The sequence below is a fragment of the Streptomyces sp. NPDC043726 genome, assembly GCF_056436565.1.
This window is the reverse complement of record NZ_JBWKCI010000002.1, coordinates 734030-753249: the sequence shown is the minus strand read 5'-3', so window position 1 is coordinate 753249 and position 19220 is coordinate 734030. Positions and strand designations below refer to the sequence as shown.

Below are 19220 nucleotides of genomic sequence, written 5' to 3'. Positions count from 1 at the left end.
TTCCAGGCCGCACGGCAGGCCGAGGTCATCGCCCCTCCGCCGCGACAGGGACGGGACCTGGTGCACCGCCGAACCGCCGGCCGGCAACGGCCCTGAGGGCAGGCCGGAACAGTCATTCGTAACAAAATGCGCATACCGCCATCCGGTGCTGAGATGGAGCCGACCGCACCGCCGTAGAACGGAGCAGCAGATGAGCGCCCTCCCCTTCGAGGACACCACCGACTTCGACAACGCAGACCGCGGTTTCATCGGCGCGCTGATCCCCGGTGTGGTCCAGGCGGCGGACGGTCGCGTCGTGTGGGACAACGACGCCTACGGCTTCCTCAAGGACGAGTGCCCCGACACGGCGAACCCCAGCCTGTGGCGCCAGGCCCAACTCGCCTCGAAGCAGGGACTTTACGAGGTCACCGAGGGGATCTACCAGGTCCGCGGCTTCGACCTCTCCAACATGACGCTCGTCGAGAGCGATCGCGGCGTGATCGTCATCGACCCGCTCATCTCCGCCGAGACCGCCGCCGCCGCACTCGCCCTCTACCGCGAGCACCGCGGCGACCGCCCCGTCACCGGCCTGATCTACACCCACTCGCACGGCGACCACTTCGGCGGCGCCCGCGGCGTACTGCCGCACGGCACCGAGGAGGGTGTGCCGGTCCTCGCTCCCGCCGGGTTCCTGGAGCACGCGGTCAGCGAGAACGTCTACGCCGGCAACGCCATGACCCGCCGCGCCGTCTTCATGTACGGCGACCGGCTGCCCAAGGCCCCCGACGGCCAGATCGGCGCAGGCCTCGGCATGACCACGTCCACCGGCACCATCACGCTCATCCCGCCCACCGTGGACATCACCGCGACCGGGCAGGAGGAGACGGTTGACGGGGTACGGATCGTCTTCCAGCTCACCCCCGGCACCGAGGCCCCGTCCGAGATGAACTTCCTCTTCCCGGACCGGCGGGCGCTGTGCCTGGCGGAGAACGCCACGCACAACATGCACAACATCCTGACCCTGCGCGGCGCCGTCGTCCGCGACTCACGTATCTGGTCCCGCTACCTCGACGAGGCGATCGAACTCTTCGACGGGCGCTACGACGTCGCCTTCGCCTCCCACCACTGGCCCACCTGGGGCCACGACAACGTCGTGCGCTTCCTCTCCGAGCAGCGCGACCTCTACGCGTACATGCACGACCAGACCCTGCGCCTGCTCAACAGCGGCCTGACCGGCCCGGAGATCGCCGAGGAGCTGCGGCTCCCGCCCGCCCTGGAGAATTCCTGGCACGCACGCGGCTACTACGGCTCCCTGAACCACAACGTGAAGGCGATCTACCAGCGCTACCTCGGCTGGTTCAACGGCAACGCCGCCACCCTCTGGGAGCACCCGCCCGTCGAACTCGCCAAGCGCTACGTCGACCTCGCCGGCGGCCCCCGCGAGGCGCTCACCAAGGCCCGCGCCTACATCGAGCAAGGTGACCTCCGCTTCGCCGCCACCCTCCTCAACCATCTCGTCTTCGCCGACCCCGGCGACACCGAGGCCAAGGAGACCCTGGCGGGGGTCTACGACCGGCTCGGCCACGGCGCGGAGAACGGACCCTGGCGCAACTTCTACCTCACCTCCGCCATGGAACTGCGCCACGGAGAGAACCCCGCCCTCCTCGACGCCGCCAACCCCGAGATGGTGGTGGCGCTGACCACCGGCATGCTTCTCGACTCCCTCGCCGTCCGAATCGACGGCCCGCGCGCCTGGCACGAGGACCTCACCGTCGACCTCGTCCTCACCGACGAGGACACCCGCCTCCGCCTCACCCTCCACAACGGCGCCCTGACCCACCGCCCCCTCAGCGGCGCGCCCCGCACCCCCGCCGGGCTCACCCTCACCCTGACCCGGCCGCAACTGCTGGGCATCCTCGCGGGCAAGGGCCTCGACGGCATCACCACCGACGGCGACCCCGCCCTCCTGACCCGCCTCCTCTCCTACGTCACCCAGCCCGACCCGGGCTTCCCGATCGTCACCCCCTGAACACCGGCCCCCGCGAAGGGCTCCACCATGGCCCACTCACCGCCTGAAGGTTTCCCACCCCGACGGCGCCGGACTTCAAGGGCTCAAGTACCGGGTGATTCGTCAGCGCAGGGCGACGGTCGGCGGAATAACCGCTGGTCACAGAACCCGTCGTTCCGTACCTTGACCTCATGACCGACAACCGAAGGGGCCATGCCGCGTAGGCGCCCCTCATCCCTGCGGGGTGACATTCCTGCTCGCCGGCCGAGGCCGCGACGGTACCCGTTCATTGACCGCCTCTCAGGATCCTGCACAGCTGACCTGCGTCGGCTTGAGCGAACCCGCTTCTGGCCCGAAGCCACGGAGGAAGCGTTCTGGCACTGGACGGCCCTGGCCCACGGCCCTCTCAGACAACTCACGGACCCCTTTGTGGGTCCTGACTGCGGCATCCTGGAATGCGGCTGCTACGGCGACGACTTTCGCGGCCACCTCGAAGCCGTGCTTCACGCCCTGCCGAGGAAGAGCGCGCGCGAGCTACGGGCCCTCGTCTGGGCCCTCGACCGGAAGATCCTGGCCAGAGCCGAGGTGATCCCGGCTGACAGCCAGGACGTGCATTGGTGGCGAGGCCAGATTTAGGGCGGGCGGTGGGCGGCCGCCGGCACGAGTTGTACGCGTTGCAAGCGTGCATCTGCCACCAGCGGGGAGAAGGGGCCGTGCGCGGTCGGCTCTGGCAGGTCATCCGCTGGCCATCGACGAAGCCCGACCGTCGGTTAGGTCCCGGACGATTCTCCGGGCCGCCCCCAGACAGGCCGGGGATGCAACCATTCCCTACAGAGCTGGAACCCCCGGAAGCCGACCGCGCGCTTGAGACCCTAAAGGTCGGCACTGACAACGCCCTTGTACAGGACTGACCTCTGAGCGGCGAGTGTCCCACTGCGTGACCACGCCGCCGAACAACGGCGGACCGGCGAAGCGGTCGGGTCGCTAAGGTGCGTTTGCCGCAGCTGTTCCGCTGAGATCAACGACCACGATCCGCAGCGTCGTCATCTCTGGTCGCGGAGCGGGCCGCACGGCGGCGGGAACACGACCTGGTACCGCACATGAGCGACCGGGTCAGCGAGGGCCGAGGGCGGCGAGGGTGACTGGTGGTCGCCTCCAGTACCCTCGACGCCGACCCTGACCGGTACAGGATGCGGTTCTGCTGTCCACCTGCCTGCCTTCCACCGGGCCCGGTGGAAGCGCCGGCGACACGCGTAATACCCTCTATGTAATGCGACGCATTACACCCGGGAGCGGGCCCGTCACGATCCGGCGTGCTGTCACCCGGGACGCCAAGGCGCTCACCCGTCTCGTGCGAGGCTCGCGCGCGTACGAAGGGCAGTACGCGGCGATGGTCGCGGGGTACCGGGTGGGTCCCGACTACCTCGCCGCCCACCCCGTCTTCGTGGCCGTCGATTCCGGCGACGAGCAGGGCGGCGTCCTCGGCTTCTACTCCCTGCTCCTCGCCCCCGCCGAACTCGACCTGCTGTTCGTCGCCGACCGTGCGCAAGGACGGGGCATCGGCCGACTGCTCGTCGCGCACATGCTGGCCGAGGCGCGCACCGCGGGCCTGACCCACGTCCGGGTGGTCTCGCACCCTCCGGCCGAGGGCTTCTACCGCAGCGTCGGGGCGGTGCCGAGCGGCACTGCACCGGCACAGCCGCCGGCCGTGCCATGGGACCGTCCGGAACTGACGTTCTTCCTCACCATGGACACGGAAGTCCAACAGCCCGTCCCCTGACCGGCGTGCGCCTCGTGCCGCGTCAAAGTGGCCCGAGCGGGTTCGTTGTCTCAGTCCGCCGCCCCGTGTGTCGGCGGCGACGACCTGGTGTTCTTCGAGCTGCGACACCGCCTGGTCAGGGTTCTTTTCCTGGTTCAAGGGCACTCGGCCAGTGAGCGCGGAGGCACTGAGATGAGTACCGGAGAGAAAGTCAAAGCGAAGGCCGAACAGGTTGCAGGAAAGACCGTGCGAAAGGTGGCCCACGCCCTGCACAAGGACACCCTCGCGGCAAAGGGTGCCGCCCTCGAAGCCCGAGGCAAGATGCGGGGCACGAAAGAGAGGGCCAAGGACTCCTTCAAGCGCTGACACTGCTATGACATGGAGTCTCCGTGATCACATGGGCATGAAACCCATGGGTAGGCCAGCAGCCATCCTGCCAGGGAGCGCTGCAAGGGACAGATCGCGTCCTCGTGCGGTAGTCGCTCGACACATCTCCGACACACGGGCACCCTCGTACCTGCCTGGAGCGGAGTGCTGTGCGGGCCGAGCCAGATCTCCTTCGCACTGCCGCGCGGTAGGCAATCCCCAACGAGCCCCGTACCGCTCCTGGCCGACCAGGTCATCGTCTCCGGCCGTTCGGGGGACATGCGGGCCCTCTCCGACACGTGCCCGCCCCCAATGGGGCATCCCTGGACGGATTGGAAGGGAGACATGGTGCCGCTCTATCTATCGAGGTTCAGCTACACACCAGAGACCTGGGCGAGGCTGATCGGCCACCCCGAAGACCGCGCGAAGGCCGCTCAGTCGTACATCGAGTCCGTCGGCGGGAAGCTCCACGGCTTCTGGTATGCCTTCGGCACCCACGACGGCTACAACCTGTGGGAAGCCCCGGACAACGTGTCCATGGCCTCAGTCGCCCTGGCGATCAGCGGAGGCGGCGCACTCAGCTCCTTCGAGACGACTGTTCTCCTGACCGTCGATGAAACGATCGCCGCTCTACGTCAAGCCGAGCAAGTCCGGTACCGGGCTCCTGGCACGTAGCCGTTCGCAAAGGGACGGGAGGACCAGGCCGCTGCCCCGCTCACTTCGCAGGAGCCCTCCACGACCAGGAACGCTCATCAGCCGGGCCCGCGCCCGACGGTTCCCTGCCCCGGACCGTTCGCGCAGAGCGGGTGCGGTCTCTGCCGATGAGGCCGAGCAGGAACCCGACGGGGATGGTGAGCAAACCCGGGGTCTGCAAGGGGAACAGATGGAAATCGCGGTCCGGGAACAGCGCGGTGGGCGCGCCGGACACCGCGGGCGAGAACGCCATGAGCGCCACGATCAATAACAGGGTTCCGAACACGGTCCACCGAACTCCGGTGGCCGTGTACCCGGGCAGGAACAGCGCGTACAACATGATCGGTGCGAGCACCGATGCGCTGGCGGCCAGGGACAGCGAGATCAGCGTGAGGGTGCCGCGGTCGCGGAGCAGGACGGCCAGGACGACGGCGGCGGCTCCGAACAGCACGACGTAGATTCTGGCCCTGCGGACTTCGGCGCCGGCCGGCCGGTTCGCGTCCCCGCTGCCGGGCCGGGTGCTGAAGTCCCTCACCAGGCCGGCCGCTGCCGCAAGCGTGATGCCCGCGACAGCCGCGAGCGTGGTGGCGAAGACCGCGCAGGCAACGACCGCGAACAGCATGCTGTGCCGGGTGCCGCCCACCGTCGGATCCAGAGCGCCCGTCACCATCAGCAATGCGGTCGCGCCCCCGGGATCGGCGGCGCGCACCGTCTCCCGGCCGAGCAGGGCACAGGCACCGAGCCCGGCCACCACAACTCCCAGGCACACCAGCGCGACCGGGCCCACGGCCCATCCGATGGCCCGGCGGGCCGTACGGGCGTCGCGCAGCGGGTGCAGCCGCATGGTGAGATGCGGCAGGCACGCGGCGCCGAGCAGCAGCGTCGCGGCGAAGCCGATCAGGTCGAGTCGGCCTACGAGAGAGTCCCCGAAGTGCTGTCCGGGGACGAAGAAGGCTCCTCCGGCTCCCGATTCGTCTCCCGCCGCCTCGAGGAGAGCCGACGGCGACCAGCCGTGGCGTGCGAGGACGAGTCCGGCGAGCAGCAGGGTGGCGACCAGGACCACACCGACCTTGAGGATCTGTATGTAGCCGGTCCCGCGCATCCCGCCGAACGCCGCGTAGCTGATCATCAGCGCGCCGCTGCCGATGGTGCACCCGGTGAGCGCACCGTCGGGCAGGCCGAACATGGCCGCCATGATGTGTCCCGCGGTCGACAACTGCACCAGGAGCAGCGGGGCGAGCACCACGAGGGCGGCGACGCCGAGGGCACGGCCCGCCGAGCGGTGACCGAGCCGGTCCGCGACGAAGTCCCCGAGAGTGAACACGCCCCGGCGGCGCAGGCGTTCGCCCATGACGCGCATGACGAGCCACAGGGAGGCCACCGTCGCGACGGCGAACAGAATGCCGTCGGCACCGTCGAGCGCGACCGCGCCGGTGGTGCTGAGCAGGGTCGCGGCCGAGACATAGTCACCCGCGACAGCGAGTCCGCTGCCGACCGGGCCGAATGCGGCGCCGCCGCCCGCGTAGAAGTGCTCGGGTTCGTCCAAGTCCGCCGCGGCCAGCCCGCACAGCAACAAGGACACCGCGACGAAGACGAGGAAAACCATCGCAGCGAGGGACTGACCGTCCGTGGCGCTCACGAAAGACGCCTCCCTGGTGAGGAGAAGGCAGGAGGTTTCGTGCGGGCACGAGTGCGTGGTGCGACGGGAGGTGCAGCAGGAGATGCAGCAGACATGGCGGTCATGGCACCAGCCCTCCGATGCACCGTCCAGCAGAGCGTGCCGTCAGGAGGCCGGTGCACAACCGGACGAGCGGTACATGTGCGCGGGCACAGGCTGCACGACAACAAGGTCGTTGTCAGGCTTACAAGCTGACGGTCCATCACTTCCGGGGAGAGTCGTCCCCACCCCGGCACTTCGTCCCGTCAGACCCACTCTTTGTACTGCATGTGTACAAAGATATGGACGCCGCGGAAGAAGTCTCCTAACGTGTCCCGCGCGCCACGGCATTCGCTCCACCCCCGCTGCACCCGACACCCGCAGCTCGGCTCCGTACGCGGTACGAGCCGTGAGGAGAACGCATGAGCACTCGGCCCCGGCGAAGACGCGGTCTGCGCCGTACCCTGACAGCCACCCTGGTCTGCTGCACCGCAGCCTTGAGCCTGACCACCGGCCCGGCGAGCGCGAATCCGCGGCAGGCCGCCGCCGAACTCCCCCCGCAGGAACCCGGGGTCACGCTGCGCGTCTTCGACGTGCAGGTCCCGCTCGACGAGCTCTGCACGCTCAAGCCTGGCCAGACCCCCAACGTCGACAAGCTGAAGCCGACCATCGACTTCTCCACCGCCGAGGACTTCGGCTTCGAGTCCAACTTCGTCAGCCAGGTCACCGCCAACATCAACGTGCCGCAGGACGGCACGTACACGTTCCGGCTCACCAGTGACGACGGCTCACAACTGCTGATCGACGACCGGCTCGTCATCGATCACGACGGGCTGCACGGCGCGGAGCCCAAGGACGGGACGGTCGAACTGACCGCCGGCTACCACTCGCTGCGCATCGACCACTTCGAGCGCGGCGGCGGGCAGCAGGTCACCCTGGCCTGGCAGCCGCCCGGGGCCCCCGACTTCGCGCTGGTGCCCAACTCGGTGCTCAGCACGGAGGCGGACGTGGTCCGCGTGACGGCGCCCGGACGCAAGGAGTGCGAGGGCGCCTTCGACACCCCGGGCGACGGTCTGCCGCTGACCGAGGTCCACCCCGACTACGACCTGACGAATCTGCGTCCCGATGGCTTCGAGCCGCAGGTCACCGCGATGGACTGGCTGCCCGACAACCGCTTGGCGGTGACCACTTGGGGCGGCTCGCAGACCACGGCGGGCGAGGTGTACCTGCTGGACAACGTCACCGGCGCCACCGGCCCCGACAAGGTGACCGCGAAGAAGATCGCGTCCGGGCTGAAGGAGCCCATGGGCATCAAGTACGTCGGCGGAAAGCTCTACGTCTCGCAGAAGCACGAGCTCACCGAGCTGACGGACACCGACGGCGACGACGTCATCGACGACACGCGCACCGTGGCCACCTGGCCGTACGGCGGCAACTTCCACGAGTTCGCGTTCGGACTGCTCTACCGGGACGGCTTCTTCTACCTCAACCTCTCCGTGGCCATCAACTACGGCGGCGCCACCACCGATCCGCAGCCCGCGGCCAACCGGGGCACCACCATCAAGGTCAACCGCAAGACCGGCAAGGTCTCCTACGTCGCGGGCGGTCTGCGCACCCCCAACGGCATCGGCTTCGGCCCCGGAGGCGACCTCTTCGTCACCGACAACCAGGGCGGCTGGCTGCCGGCCTCCAAGCTGGTGCACGTCAAGCAGGACCGCTTCTTCAACCACTACACCAACCCTGACGGCCCGTTCGACGCGAACCCCGTCACCCAGCCCGTCCTGTGGCTCCCGCAGAACGAGATCGCCAACTCCCCCAGCACCCCGATCTACGTCACCAAGGGCCGCTACGCCGGCCAGATGCTGTTCGGTGACGTCACCTACGGCGGACTGCAGCGGGCGTATCTGGAGAAGGTCAAGGGCCAGTATCAGGGCGCCGTCTTCCGCCACACGCAGGGCCTGGAGGCCGGCGTCACCCGTATCAGCCGCGGACCGGACGGCGCCATCTACGCCGGTGGACTCGGCGCGGGCGGCAACTGGGGGCAGGAGGGCAAGCTGACGTACGGCCTGCAAAAGCTCACGCCCAACGACGGGAACGCGTTCGACATCCTGTCCATGCGGGCCGTCGACGGCGGATTCGAGCTGGAGTACACGCAGCCGCTGTCCCAGGAGACCGCCGCCGAACTGGCGGAACGCTACCGGGTAAAGCAGTGGCGCTACGTCCCCACCCCGGCCTACGGCGGCCCCAAGGTGGACGAGGAGCCCCTCACGGTCCGCTCCGCGTCGCTGTCCCGCAACGGCAAGAAGGTGCGGCTCGCCATCGCGGGCCTCAAGCCCGGACACGTCGTCCATGTCCGCTCGCCACGCCCCTTCAGCTCTGCCGCGGGCGAGTCGCTGTGGAGCACCGAGGCCTGGTACACGCTGAACAACCTCACCAGCGCCCAACCACCGAAGACGCTGTACGAGGCGGAGGAGGCCGCGCTCGGCGGCGGGGCCGGTACCAACACCGACCACGGCGGCTTCTCGGGCGCGTCGTTCGTCGACGGCTACGGCACGCAAGGCGCGACGACGACGTTCAGCGTCAAGGTCCCCAAAAGCGGCTCGTACGACGTGGGGCTGCGCTACTCCAACGGCCCCAACCCGTTCGCCGGGACCAAGGCGATCAGCGTGGCGGTCAACGGCGAGAAGGTGAAACAGGCCCGGCTGCTCAGCACCGGCGACTGGGAGACCTGGTCCACCCAGACGGAGAGGCTCACCCTGCGAGCCGGGACCAACACCATCGCCTACCGCCACGACGCCGGCGACGACGGGCACGTCAACCTGGACCTCATCACGGTCCACAAGTCCGGTGAGCGCGTCACCCTGTTCGACGGCGAGGACCGCTCGCTGTGGCAGCACACCTCGGGCCGGGCGGCCCAGTGGCCGCTGCTGGCGGACGGCGGCATGGAGGTCTGCTGCGGCGATCTGCGCACCAAGACCGCCTATCGCGACTTCCGGCTGCACGTGGAGTTCCGGCTGCCGAACCTGCCGCCGGACGTGACGGGCCAGGACCGCGCCAACAGTGGCGTCTACCTCCAGGACCGCTATGAGATCCAGATCCTGGACTCGTACGGCGTCACCAACCTGGCGAACAACGAGGCCGCGTCGATCTACAGCCGCAAGGCGGCGGACGTCAACGCGGCGCTGCCACCGGAGCGCTGGCAGTCGTACGACATCGTCTTCCGCGCGGCCCGTTACGACGAAGCGGGCAACAAGACCGCCGACGCACGGGTGAGCTTGGTGTGGAACGGCAAGACCGTGCACGACGATGTCGCCATCGCCTCCCCCACCGGCGGCGGTGCGCCGGAGACGGCGACGGCGGGCGCCATCCGCCTCCAGGACCACGGCAGCAAGGTCCGCTACCGCAACATCTGGATCGAACCGCTGGACTGACCGGACCCGGACGGACCCGCTGCCCCCGCGGTGTGCACCGCGGGGGCAGCTTCTTGTCGGTCAGACCGGTTGCGGTTCTGCGGGCCGGGTGTCCTCGTGCTCCGGGTCGCGCAGGGGCGGGATGAACAGGGACAGCAGCAGGGCCACTACGGTGACCAGGGACCCGAGCCAGAAGATCCAGGTGTAGCCGGTGTCCAGGTAGAAGGCGGTGCCGTCGACGACCGTGCTGTCCGCGGCGAGGATGGCGTAGGCGCCGGCGGTGACGAGGGCTCCGAACAGGCTGATGAGCATGTTGAGCATGCCGCTGCCCAGGCCCTGCTCGTCGCGGGAGACCACGCCGACCACGAGGGCGGGGGCTCCGGCGACGACGATGCCCGCGCCGACGTTGGCGATGCACGAGGTGACCATGAGCTGGAGTTCATTGCCGTGGAAGGCGCCGACAACGCCGTAGCCGATGGCCATCACCACCAGGCCGACGCACCAGATTCTGCGCACGTCGAACTGGCGCAGGAAGCGGCTGATGAGCAGGCCGGTGCCGAACATCACGAGGTTCCAGCTGACGCTGACGACGGCGTTGTGGTGTGCCGTCCAGCCCAGGCCGGCCGAGACGCCGGGGATGTGGGGATAGAGGGCGAGCAGGATGGCCAGGCCGGGCATCGTGAAGGCGACGGTCTGGGCGAGGCCGCCCGCGGTGAGGGCGAGGGCGACCGGGCGGCGGCGCAGCACGCCGAGGTCGAGGATGGGGTGGTCGCTGGCGCGCTCCACGAAGAAGAACGCGGTCAGGGCGATGGCGCCGGCCAGGAGCCAGCCGAGCGTCCGCAGGTCCGTCCAGCCCCAGCTCTGCGCCTGGCCGACGGCGTAGACCACGGAGGTCAGGCCGCCGCCGAGGACGAGGCCGCCCAGCCAGTCGAAGCCGGACTCGGAGGCGTGCCGCGGTGTCTCCGGGACCAGGAACGCGATGAGGGCGAAGGCGAGAGCGGTGGCGGCGGCGAGGAACCACAGCACACCGCGGTAGCCCCAGTGGTCGACGAGCCAGCCGGCGAGGAAGGGTGAGAAGAGGGCGACCAGGCCGACGCTGCTGCCCATGATGCCGCTGGCGGGCTTGACCAGCCGGGGCGGGAAGACGTCGCGTATCGCTGCGAACGACAGGGCGCCGAACGGCCCGTAGCACCCGGCCACGGCCCGGCCCGCGAGCACGAGCCAGAAGCTGCCGGCGAGGGCGGCGAGGGCTTCGCCGAGTGCGCCCAGGGCGGTCATGGCCAGCATGACGCGCTTCTTGCCGTAGAGGTCTCCCAGCTTGATCACAAAGGGGGTGAGCAGGGTGGACACCAGCGTGAGGGTCAGTCCGAACCAGACCACCTGGGTGGTGTGGAAGGCCTGTGCGACGCCGGCGGTGGCGTTGGCGCCGAGGATGCCGCCGGCTGCCAGCAGCTGGGTCGGCCAGGCGAGTGCGATCAGCAGCAGCACGAGGCGGGGAGTCCACCGCCCGTCCACGGGGGCCTTGGCTGTGCGGTCGACTGAGGGGCTTGATGACAGCGGCGTCATGCCAGCCCTCCTTTCACGGAGGTGCCGAGGGAGGGGAGAGAAGCGCGGGGGGTGTACGCAGGAGGGAGGGTCTTTCGTAACGCGCATCTCACGTGGAGGTGACTACGCGGCAACCCGTCATCGCGTGACGTCGATGATGACCCGAACACCTAGTGCTCGCTAGGTGTCTGAGATATGACCCACGTCACACAGTGCACTCACAGGCGGTCGGTGGCCGATCACCGCCCCGCGCGCCACCGGTACTGTTCTGGCATGGCGACACCCAGGGGGCCGCGCGGCCACTACACGGCGGGCCGGGCACGGCGGACGCAGATCCTGGAGGCGGCCCTGCTCCGCTTCGGCCAGGACGGCTACCGGAAGACCTCGCTGGCCCGCATCGCGCGCGACGCCGGGGTCACCGACGCCGGACTCCTGCACTACTTCCGCGACAAGCAGCAGCTGCTGCTCGCGGTGGTCGAGTTCTGGCACGAGCGCATGGACATCCGGTGGGAGCGCGTCTCGGACTCGGTGCGGGACGCCTTCCGCTGCCACCTGGAGGACACCACCGAGACACTGACCATGCCCGGCATGGTCGAACTCGCCGTCGTCCTCACCGCCGAGGCCACCGCGCCCGACCATCCGGCCCACACACACTTCACCACCTGGCAGGAGAAGGGCGTGGCGGAGCTCGCCGACCGGCTGCGGACCGGCAGCCGCAACGGCGAGCTGCTGCCCGAACTGGACCACGAGAGCATCGCCCGGGAATGCGCCGCCCTGGACGCCGGACTGATGCAGCAGTGGCTGGCCGGAGGGCGCTCCTTCGACCTCGTCGCCGTCATGCGCGCCCACCTCGACCGCCTCCTGAGGGCCATTTCCACGGACGGGCAGGGGCTGTAGCCCACCCCTCCACCGGCGCCTTCGGCGCACGGGCGTGGCTTTTTGTCATGCTCTTGACATACCCTCACGACCGTGACACAGGTCACACAGCTGAACACCTAGTAATCACTAAGTATTCGCCGCATGATCGTGCCTGCTCACCTCCGGCGCTGAGAAAGGCCGCCATGCACCACCACTGGACCGCACACGTCGTCAGCCCCCGCCTCGACGCCCCCGCCGAAGGACCCCGCCCGGCCGCGCTGCTGCGCGCGGAGTTCACGGCGCGGGCGCCCGTGCGGTCGGCCCGGCTCCTGGTCACCGCGCTCGGCGTCTACGAACTGGAGCTCAACGGCACCCCCGTCGGCGACCACGTCCTGGCACCCGGCTGGACGAGTTACCGCCATCGCCACCGCTACCAGTCCTTCGACGTCACCCCCCTGCTCCGCGAGGGCGCCAACGCCTGGGGCGCCCACCTGGCCGACGGCTGGTACCGGGGGCTGCTCGGATTCAACGGCGGCACTAGGGACATCTACGGCGAACGCACCGGACTGCTCGCCGAACTGCGCATCGAGTACGCCGACGGCACCGCCGACACCGTGACCACCGGGGACGACTGGCGCTGGAGCCCGGGCCCGATCCTCGCCGCCGGCCTGTACGAGGGCGAGGAGTACGACGCCCGCCGCGAACAGCAAGGCTTCAGCGAGGCCGGCTTCGACGACTCGGCCTGGCAGCCGGTCGACGTCCTCGACTTCGACACCGCCGCACTCTTCTCGGCGGACAGCCCGCCGGTGCGCCGCACCGAGAGCGTCGCCCCCGTCACCGTGACCACGTCCCCCACCGGCCGTACGGTCCTCGACTTCGGCCAGAACCTCGTCGGACGGCTGCGCATCCGCGTCCGCGGCGCGGCCGGCCGTACCGTCACCCTCCGCCACGCCGAAGTCCTCCAGGACGGCGACCTCTGCACCCGTCCCCTGCGGCACGCCACCGCCACCGACCGCTACGTCCTGCGCGGCGACCCGGCGGGCGAACAGTGGGAGCCCCGCTTCACCTTCCACGGCTTTCGCTACGCCGACATCGAGGGCTGGCCCGGCGTCCTCGATCCCGCCGACGTCACCGCCGAGGTCCTCCACAGCGACCTGCGGCGCACCGGCTGGTTCTCCTGCTCCGACGCCTCCCTGAACCGCCTGCACGAGAACGTGGTGTGGGGCATGCGCGGCAACTTCCTCGACGTGCCCACCGACTGCCCGCAGCGCGACGAAAGGCTCGGCTGGACCGGCGACGTCCAGGTCTTCGCCCCCACCGCCGCCTTCCTCTACGACGTCCGCGACTTCCTGCGCTCCTGGCTGCGCGACCTCGCCGCCGACCAGCAGGCGGACGAACGCGGAATACCGCCGGTGTTCAGCCCCGACATCCCCGTCATCACCCCGGTGCCCCTGCCGCCCGGCAACCCGCCGATGGCCGGCTGGTGCGACGCGGCCGTCATCGTCCCGTGGGTGCTGTACGAGCGCTACGGCGACACCGACGTGCTGCGTGCCCAGTACCCGTCCATGCGGGCCTGGGTCGACGCCGTCGAGCGCCTCGCCGGACCGGAGCGGATCTGGGGCGAGGGCTTCCAGTTCGGCGACTGGCTGGACCCGACCGCCCCGGCGGACGACCCCGGACGCGTGATGACCTCGTCCGCCCTGGTCGCCACCGCGTACTTCGCGCACGTCGCCCGGCTGCTGGCCCGCACCGCCGAGGTCCTGGACGACAAGAGCGAGGCCGTGCGCCGCCACGCCCTGGCCGACGCCGTCCGCGACGCCTTCCGCGCCCGTTTCCACACCGGCGGCGGGCGCCTGACGGAGGAGACACAGACCGCCTACGCCCTGGCCCTGTGCTTCCGGCTCCTCGATGACGACGCCGAACGCGCGGCGGCCGGACGCCGGCTGGCGGACCTGGTGGCCGAGGGCGGGCACCGCATCGGCACAGGTTTCCTCGGCACTCCCCTGGTGTGCGACGCGCTGACCCGGACCGGACATGTGGACACCGCCTACCGCCTGCTCACCCAGCGGTCCTGCCCGTCATGGCTCTACCAGGTCGACATGGGTGCCACCACCGTGTGGGAACGCTGGGACAGCATGCTGGCCGACGGCAGCGTCAACCCCGGCGAGATGACCTCCTTCAACCACTACGCCCTCGGCGCGGTGGCCGACTGGATCCACCGAACCGTCGCCGGCCTGGCACCCGCCGAGCCCGGCTACCGCCGCCTCCTCGTCCGCCCCCGCCCGGGCGGCGGCATCACCTGGGCCGAGGCACAGCACGACACCCCCTACGGCCGGGCCGAGACGGCCTGGCGCATCGTCGGGAACACGCTCCACGTCGACCTCCTCGTGCCGCCCCACGTCACCGCCCTGGTCGACCTGCCGGGTGCGGAGCACAGGGAAGTCGGCCCCGGCCGTCACGCCTTCTACACCCCGCTGCCCGCAGCCACGGAGTAACACCCGCCCGGCTCGGCAGCACACCCCCTGCACCGCACACCTTTCAGCACCTGTTCAGCGCAAGGAACCCCTATGACACACATCAGCCTGCCCGACACCTTCCTGTGGGGCGTCGCCACCGCGGGACACCAGAACGAGGGCGACAACCGCGCCAGCGACACCTGGTTCCTGGAGCACACCACCCCCTCCCTGTTCCGAGAGCCGAGCGGAGTGGCCTGCCGCGGCTACGAGCACTGGGCGAGCGACCTCGACCTGGCCGCCGGGCTCGGTCTCAACGCCTTCCGGTTCTCCGTCGAATGGGCCCGCATCGAACCCGAGCACGGCGTCGTCGACCAGGAGGCCCTCGACCACTACGAACGCCGGGTCGACGGCTGCCTCGAGCGCGGTCTCGCGCCCATCGTGACGTTCAACCACTTCACCGCGCCGCACTGGTTCGCCGCCGACGGCTCCTGGACCGCGGCCGACGCCCCGGCCCGCTTCGCCGAGCAGTGCGACCGCGTCATGGCGCGCTTCGGCGACCGCATCGCGTACGCCGTCACCCTCAACGAACCCAACCTCGAGCAACTGCTCCAGGCCGGTGCGAAACTTCCGCCCGAGGCCGAGGCGCTCAAGAACGAGATGCTGGCCGCCGCCGCACGCGCCGCCGGCAGTGACACCTACGCCAGTGCGAACGTCATCCCGGCCCACCTCCAGGACGACTTCCAGGCGGCGTTCACCCGCGCCCACCGCGCGGCCCGTGAGGCGGTCAAGGCCCGCCGCGCCGACCTCCCCGTCGGCGTCTCGATCGCCATCGCCGACGAAGTGGCCCACCCCGGCGGCGAGGAGCACCGGGACGCCAAGCGCGCCGCGGTGTACGACCACTGGCTGCGCGAGGCACGCCAGGACGACTTCATCGGCGTGCAGAACTACGAGCGGATCGTCCACGGTCCCGACGGCGAAGTGGCCGTCGACGGACCGCGCAACGGCATGGGCACCGTCATCGCGCCCGGCTCGCTCGCCGGTGCGGTGCGCTACGCCCACGAGGTCTCCCAGGTGCCGGTCCTCGTCACCGAGCACGGCATCCAGACGCCGGACGACACCCAGCGGGCCGACTTCATCCCCGCCGCCGTCCAGGAACTCGCGGCCGAGGTGAGCGCGGGCACGCCCGTCCTGGGCTACTGCCACTGGACGCTCATGGACAACTTCGAGTGGATCTTCGGATACGGCGCCCAGCTCGGCCTGCACACGGTCGACCGCGAGACCTTCCAGCGCCACCCGAAGCCGAGCGCGAAGGCGTACGCGGCCCTGGTGCGAAGCCACCGGGAGGCGATGGCCGGGCACGGTAGCTGAGTCGCGCCGACAAGAGGGCCGCCTTGCGCCTCGGTGGCGGATGCATCGGAGCTGGGCCGGCGCCGCCCAGGAGAAGCCGAAGTGCTCGCCACCGAGGTGTGGAGTCGGCCGTGCGGTTGCGACGGGGTGTCAGGCAGGAGGCATTGCCGTGGTCTCTGCGACGAGGAGTGCGACGTCGTCGTGGTCGTCCGGATGCCGCAGGGCGCGCAGCAGCCACTGACAGGTGGTCTCCAAGGGGCGGCGCTGTTGGCCGAGGGTGCGCAGCAGGGTGTCCAGGCGCTCGTCGATGGGGTGATGGCGGGTTTCGACGAGACCGTCGGTGTAGAGGAGGAGCCGGTCCCCCGGGTGAAGGGTGAAGGAGGTGGTGCGGAAGGCGATGCCGCCGACGCCGAGGGGGGCGCCCGTGGGCAGGTCGAGCAGTTCGGGGGGCCGTCCGGTGGGGTCGAGGACGGGCGGGAGATGTCCGGCGTTGGCTATGTGGCACTGGCGCCGGTGGGGGTCGTAGACCGCGTAGAGGCAGGTGGCGATGTAGTGCTCGAGCCCTTGTGTGATCTTGTCGAGGTGGAGGAGGACCTCATCCGGGGGAAGGTTGAGGTCGGCGTAGGCGCAGGTGGCGGTGCGCAGGCGCCCCATGGTGGCGGCGGCGTCGATGCCGTTGCCCATCACGTCACCGACGACGAGGGCGGTCTTGTCGTCCCCGAGAGGGATGACGTCGTACCAGTCGCCGCCGATCTCCTGCGAGGCCTGGGCGGGCTGGTAGTACGACGCGACCTCCAGCCCGACGAGGCTGGGCGGCCGGCCCGGCAGGAGACTGCGTTGCAGGGTCTCGGCGGTGTTGCGCACGCTCTGGTGCCAGCGGGCGTTGTCGATGGCCACGGCAGCGCGGGCGGCCAGTTCGACGGCGAGGACGACGTCGTTGTCGTCGAACGGAAGCGGGTTGCCTGTGCGTATCAGGTCGAATGCGCCGAGAACCTCGTTGCGGGCGATCAACGGCACCGCGAGATAGGAGTGAACGCCGGCCCGGGCGAAGGCCGCCGCGGACTCGGGGTTGCCGGCGACGCGCTGCAGATCGTCCGGTCCGGTGTGGGCCACGACGACGGGCCGCCCCGTGTGGACGCACTGGGTGATCAGCCGGTCCCCCGCATACATGGTGAGATCGCCGACCTTGTCGGCGGCGGCGAGGACCTCCTCCCTGGGGTCGGCGGAGGCGACGGCCAGCGCACGGAAGAGTTCGGGGCCCTCATGGGAGTCCCCGGCGCGGCGGAAGGCGAGCACAGCGTCGAGGACGTCCACGGCGGCCATGTCCGCCAGGACCGGCACGCTCACCTCCACCAGTTCCTTGGCCGTCTTCTCCACCTCCAGGGTGGTGCCGATCCGGGCGGACGCGTCCGCTATCAAGGCGACGCGGCGCCGGGCACGATCGGCTTCGAGCGCCGCCTCGTGGCGCTCGGTGACATCGATGACGGTGATCGCCGCGCCGATCACCCGTCCGCTGGGGCTTTCGAGCCGGTAGCACGACACCGACCAGGCGTGGTCGTGGTCCGGGTCGGCCGGGGTGCGGCCGACGGTGTACTGGTCGATGAGCGGGGTGCCGGTGAGGAGCACCTGCCGAAGAGCGGACTCGATGGTGTCCATGTCAATGTGCGGCAGGATGTCGCGGGGGTGGCGGCCGAGGTGGTCGGCGGCGGGTATGCCGTTGATGTGCTCCAGGGCGGCGTTGATCAGGAGGTAGCGCAGGCTGGTGTCCAGCAGAGCGATACCGATGGGCGCCTGGGAAACCAGTCGCTCGGACAGGGCAACATCGGTCTCGACCCGCTGCAGCCTGGACTGATCGGCGGCGATGCCCAGGGCGTAGACGTCGCCGAGGTCGTCCAGGAGCCGCATGTTGCGGAACTCCACCAGGCGCGTGCTGCCGTCCTTGTGCCGGATCGGGAAGGCCCCGGCCCAGCTTGCCCCGCTTCCCATCACCTCGGCGAACAGCCTGATCACCAGATCGCGGTGCTCCTCGTGCACCATCAGCCGCCCCGCGTACTGGCCCAGAGCCTCCTGCGCGCTGTAGCCGAACACCTCGTCGGCCTGCGGGCTCCAGAAGACGATCCGGCCGCTGGTGTCCACCACCACCGCGGCCACTCCGAGCAGGTCAAGCAGCCCGCCCGGCGGCAGCACCCCTGCCCGGCGATCCGCGTCCGGGATCGGCTCGTCCGCACCCATGCCGAAGATCCCTTCCCAGCACGCCCTCGGGACGCCTGTCGGGAGCCGTGTCTTCCATGCTGCGCGCAAACCGACCACGGCACGAATTCCGGAGCCCGGCCCCGGCCGGGCCCTCCGCACTCAGCCCGGTGGCGGCTCCGTCCGCCGAAGTGGTCCGGCCCTCATGACCTGGCCGAACATGACCCGGTACATCGCCGGAATGTGGCGCATACGCGGCGACGGCTTCTCATTGACCGTCGAGACACCACCGGGCACCGAGGCCGACATCCACCTGCCCGGAGCCGGCTCCACATGTGCGGCTGCGGGACTCACACCTTCAGCGTTCCCTGGCCGGCGCAGAATCGGTGAGCGTGTCGCTCAGGGAGCCTCCACCAAGGGGGGCTCCCCCCACGGCTCGGTCAGGGCCTCACGCAGCGCTGCGACGGCGGCCGTACCGATGCGGTCGGCGAGGACCTGCTCGATCACGGCGAGCGCCGCCTGGGCGCGTCGGTGGACGCGTGCGCCTTCGGCGGTGGGGCGGATCAGGCGGCTGCGGGCGGACGCCGGGTCGGGGACCTGCTCCAGCAGTCCCATGCCGATGAGGCCGTGGACGGCTTGGTGGACGGTCTGCCGGGTGACGCCGATCCGCCGGGCGAGTTCGGAGATCGTGGTGCCCTGCTCGTCCAGGGTGGCGAAGACGGCTGCCTGGGCGACCGTCACCGGCTGCTCGCCCGCGGCCTCCATGCTGGCCAGCAACGCGTCGTCGAACCACCGCTTGGCCTCGGTGAGCAGCTGGGGCAGGTTCGGCGCGGGCGTGGTCATGGCTCCTCGGTGGGACGGGATGCCCGAGCATAGCGACAGCCCGCCCGCGACCCCGATCCGGCGGCGCGGATTCACCGCGGAGAGCCCCACAAACCCTAAACGTCAGGTA

The 19220-nt window shown here is 70.1% G+C and carries 11 protein-coding genes; 7 read left to right on the top strand and 4 right to left on the bottom strand.

The annotated features are described in order from the left end of the window. Positions 1-190: 190 nt before the first annotated feature. The 3 genes from AC068Z_RS08065 to AC068Z_RS08055 all read left to right on the top strand — a co-directional run bounded on the left by AC068Z_RS08065 (position 191) and on the right by AC068Z_RS08055 (position 4787). Positions 191-2008 (top strand): alkyl/aryl-sulfatase, encoded by a 1818-nt coding sequence (locus AC068Z_RS08065; RefSeq protein ID WP_478553433.1) that lies wholly within the window; start codon positions 191-193, stop codon positions 2006-2008. A gap of 1249 nt (positions 2009-3257) precedes the next feature. Beyond that, positions 3258-3767: a GNAT family N-acetyltransferase gene (locus tag AC068Z_RS08060; protein WP_478553431.1), complete on the top strand. Its 510-nt coding sequence runs from the start codon at positions 3258-3260 to the stop codon at positions 3765-3767. A 693-nt stretch (positions 3768-4460) separates the two neighbouring features. Next, positions 4461-4787, top strand: coding sequence for a GYD domain-containing protein (locus AC068Z_RS08055; protein WP_478553773.1), 327 nt, complete (start codon positions 4461-4463; stop codon positions 4785-4787). Between the two features lie 40 nt (positions 4788-4827). On the opposite strand, the gene AC068Z_RS08050 is transcribed toward AC068Z_RS08055, so the two are convergent. Then, entirely contained in the window at positions 4828-6411 is a 1584-nt protein-coding gene (locus AC068Z_RS08050) for a sodium/solute symporter (RefSeq protein ID WP_478553771.1), read from the bottom strand. Between the two features lie 473 nt (positions 6412-6884). Between AC068Z_RS08050 and AC068Z_RS08045 the strand changes: the two genes are divergently transcribed. Then, positions 6885-9893 carry a 3-keto-alpha-glucoside-1,2-lyase-like domain-containing protein gene (locus tag AC068Z_RS08045; protein ID WP_478553429.1) on the top strand — a complete coding sequence of 1003 codons (3009 nt, stop codon included), beginning with the start codon at positions 6885-6887 and terminating at the stop codon, positions 9891-9893. 60 nt (positions 9894-9953) lie between these two features. Here AC068Z_RS08045 and AC068Z_RS08040 read toward each other — a convergent pair whose 3' ends face one another. After that, positions 9954-11438, bottom strand: coding sequence for an MFS transporter (locus AC068Z_RS08040; RefSeq protein WP_478553428.1), 1485 nt, complete (start codon positions 11436-11438; stop codon positions 9954-9956). A 252-nt stretch (positions 11439-11690) separates the two neighbouring features. On the opposite strand from AC068Z_RS08040, the gene AC068Z_RS08035 reads away from it, so the two are divergent. The 3 genes from AC068Z_RS08035 to AC068Z_RS08025 all read left to right on the top strand — a co-directional run bounded on the left by AC068Z_RS08035 (position 11691) and on the right by AC068Z_RS08025 (position 16099). After that, the gene (locus AC068Z_RS08035) at positions 11691-12314 is read left to right on the top strand and encodes a TetR/AcrR family transcriptional regulator (protein WP_478553426.1); all 624 of its coding nucleotides are present in this window, start codon (positions 11691-11693) and stop codon (positions 12312-12314) included. Positions 12315-12478: 164 nt separating this feature from the next. Continuing rightward, complete coding sequence (locus AC068Z_RS08030) at positions 12479-14770, top strand: family 78 glycoside hydrolase catalytic domain (protein ID WP_478553424.1); 2292 nt, start codon at positions 12479-12481, stop codon at positions 14768-14770. Between the two features lie 72 nt (positions 14771-14842). Beyond that, positions 14843-16099, top strand: a complete 1257-nt coding sequence (locus tag AC068Z_RS08025; protein ID WP_478553422.1) for a family 1 glycosylhydrolase — start codon at positions 14843-14845, stop codon at positions 16097-16099. 129 nt (positions 16100-16228) lie between these two features. On the opposite strand, the gene AC068Z_RS08020 is transcribed toward AC068Z_RS08025, so the two are convergent. After that, a complete protein-coding gene (locus AC068Z_RS08020; RefSeq protein WP_478553420.1) occupies positions 16229-18310 on the bottom strand; it encodes a SpoIIE family protein phosphatase in 2082 nt (693 codons plus the stop codon). A gap of 357 nt (positions 18311-18667) precedes the next feature. Next, entirely contained in the window at positions 18668-19111 is a 444-nt protein-coding gene (locus AC068Z_RS08015) for a MarR family winged helix-turn-helix transcriptional regulator (RefSeq protein WP_478553418.1), read from the bottom strand. Positions 19112-19220: the final 109 nt, after the last annotated feature.

Coding starts and splice junctions, on each gene's coding strand:
- AC068Z_RS08035 (WP_478553426.1), top strand. CDS start 11,691: ATGGCGACACCCAGGGGGCCGCGCGGCCACTACACGGCGGGCCGGGCA.
- AC068Z_RS08050 (WP_478553771.1), bottom strand. CDS start 6,411: ATGGTTTTCCTCGTCTTCGTCGCGGTGTCCTTGTTGCTGTGCGGGCTG.
- AC068Z_RS08020 (WP_478553420.1), bottom strand. CDS start 18,310: ATGGGTGCGGACGAGCCGATCCCGGACGCGGATCGCCGGGCAGGGGTG.
- AC068Z_RS08015 (WP_478553418.1), bottom strand. CDS start 19,111: ATGACCACGCCCGCGCCGAACCTGCCCCAGCTGCTCACCGAGGCCAAG.
- AC068Z_RS08060 (WP_478553431.1), top strand. CDS start 3,258: ATGCGACGCATTACACCCGGGAGCGGGCCCGTCACGATCCGGCGTGCT.
- AC068Z_RS08065 (WP_478553433.1), top strand. CDS start 191: ATGAGCGCCCTCCCCTTCGAGGACACCACCGACTTCGACAACGCAGAC.
- AC068Z_RS08045 (WP_478553429.1), top strand. CDS start 6,885: ATGAGCACTCGGCCCCGGCGAAGACGCGGTCTGCGCCGTACCCTGACA.
- AC068Z_RS08040 (WP_478553428.1), bottom strand. CDS start 11,438: ATGACGCCGCTGTCATCAAGCCCCTCAGTCGACCGCACAGCCAAGGCC.
- AC068Z_RS08025 (WP_478553422.1), top strand. CDS start 14,843: ATGACACACATCAGCCTGCCCGACACCTTCCTGTGGGGCGTCGCCACC.
- AC068Z_RS08030 (WP_478553424.1), top strand. CDS start 12,479: ATGCACCACCACTGGACCGCACACGTCGTCAGCCCCCGCCTCGACGCC.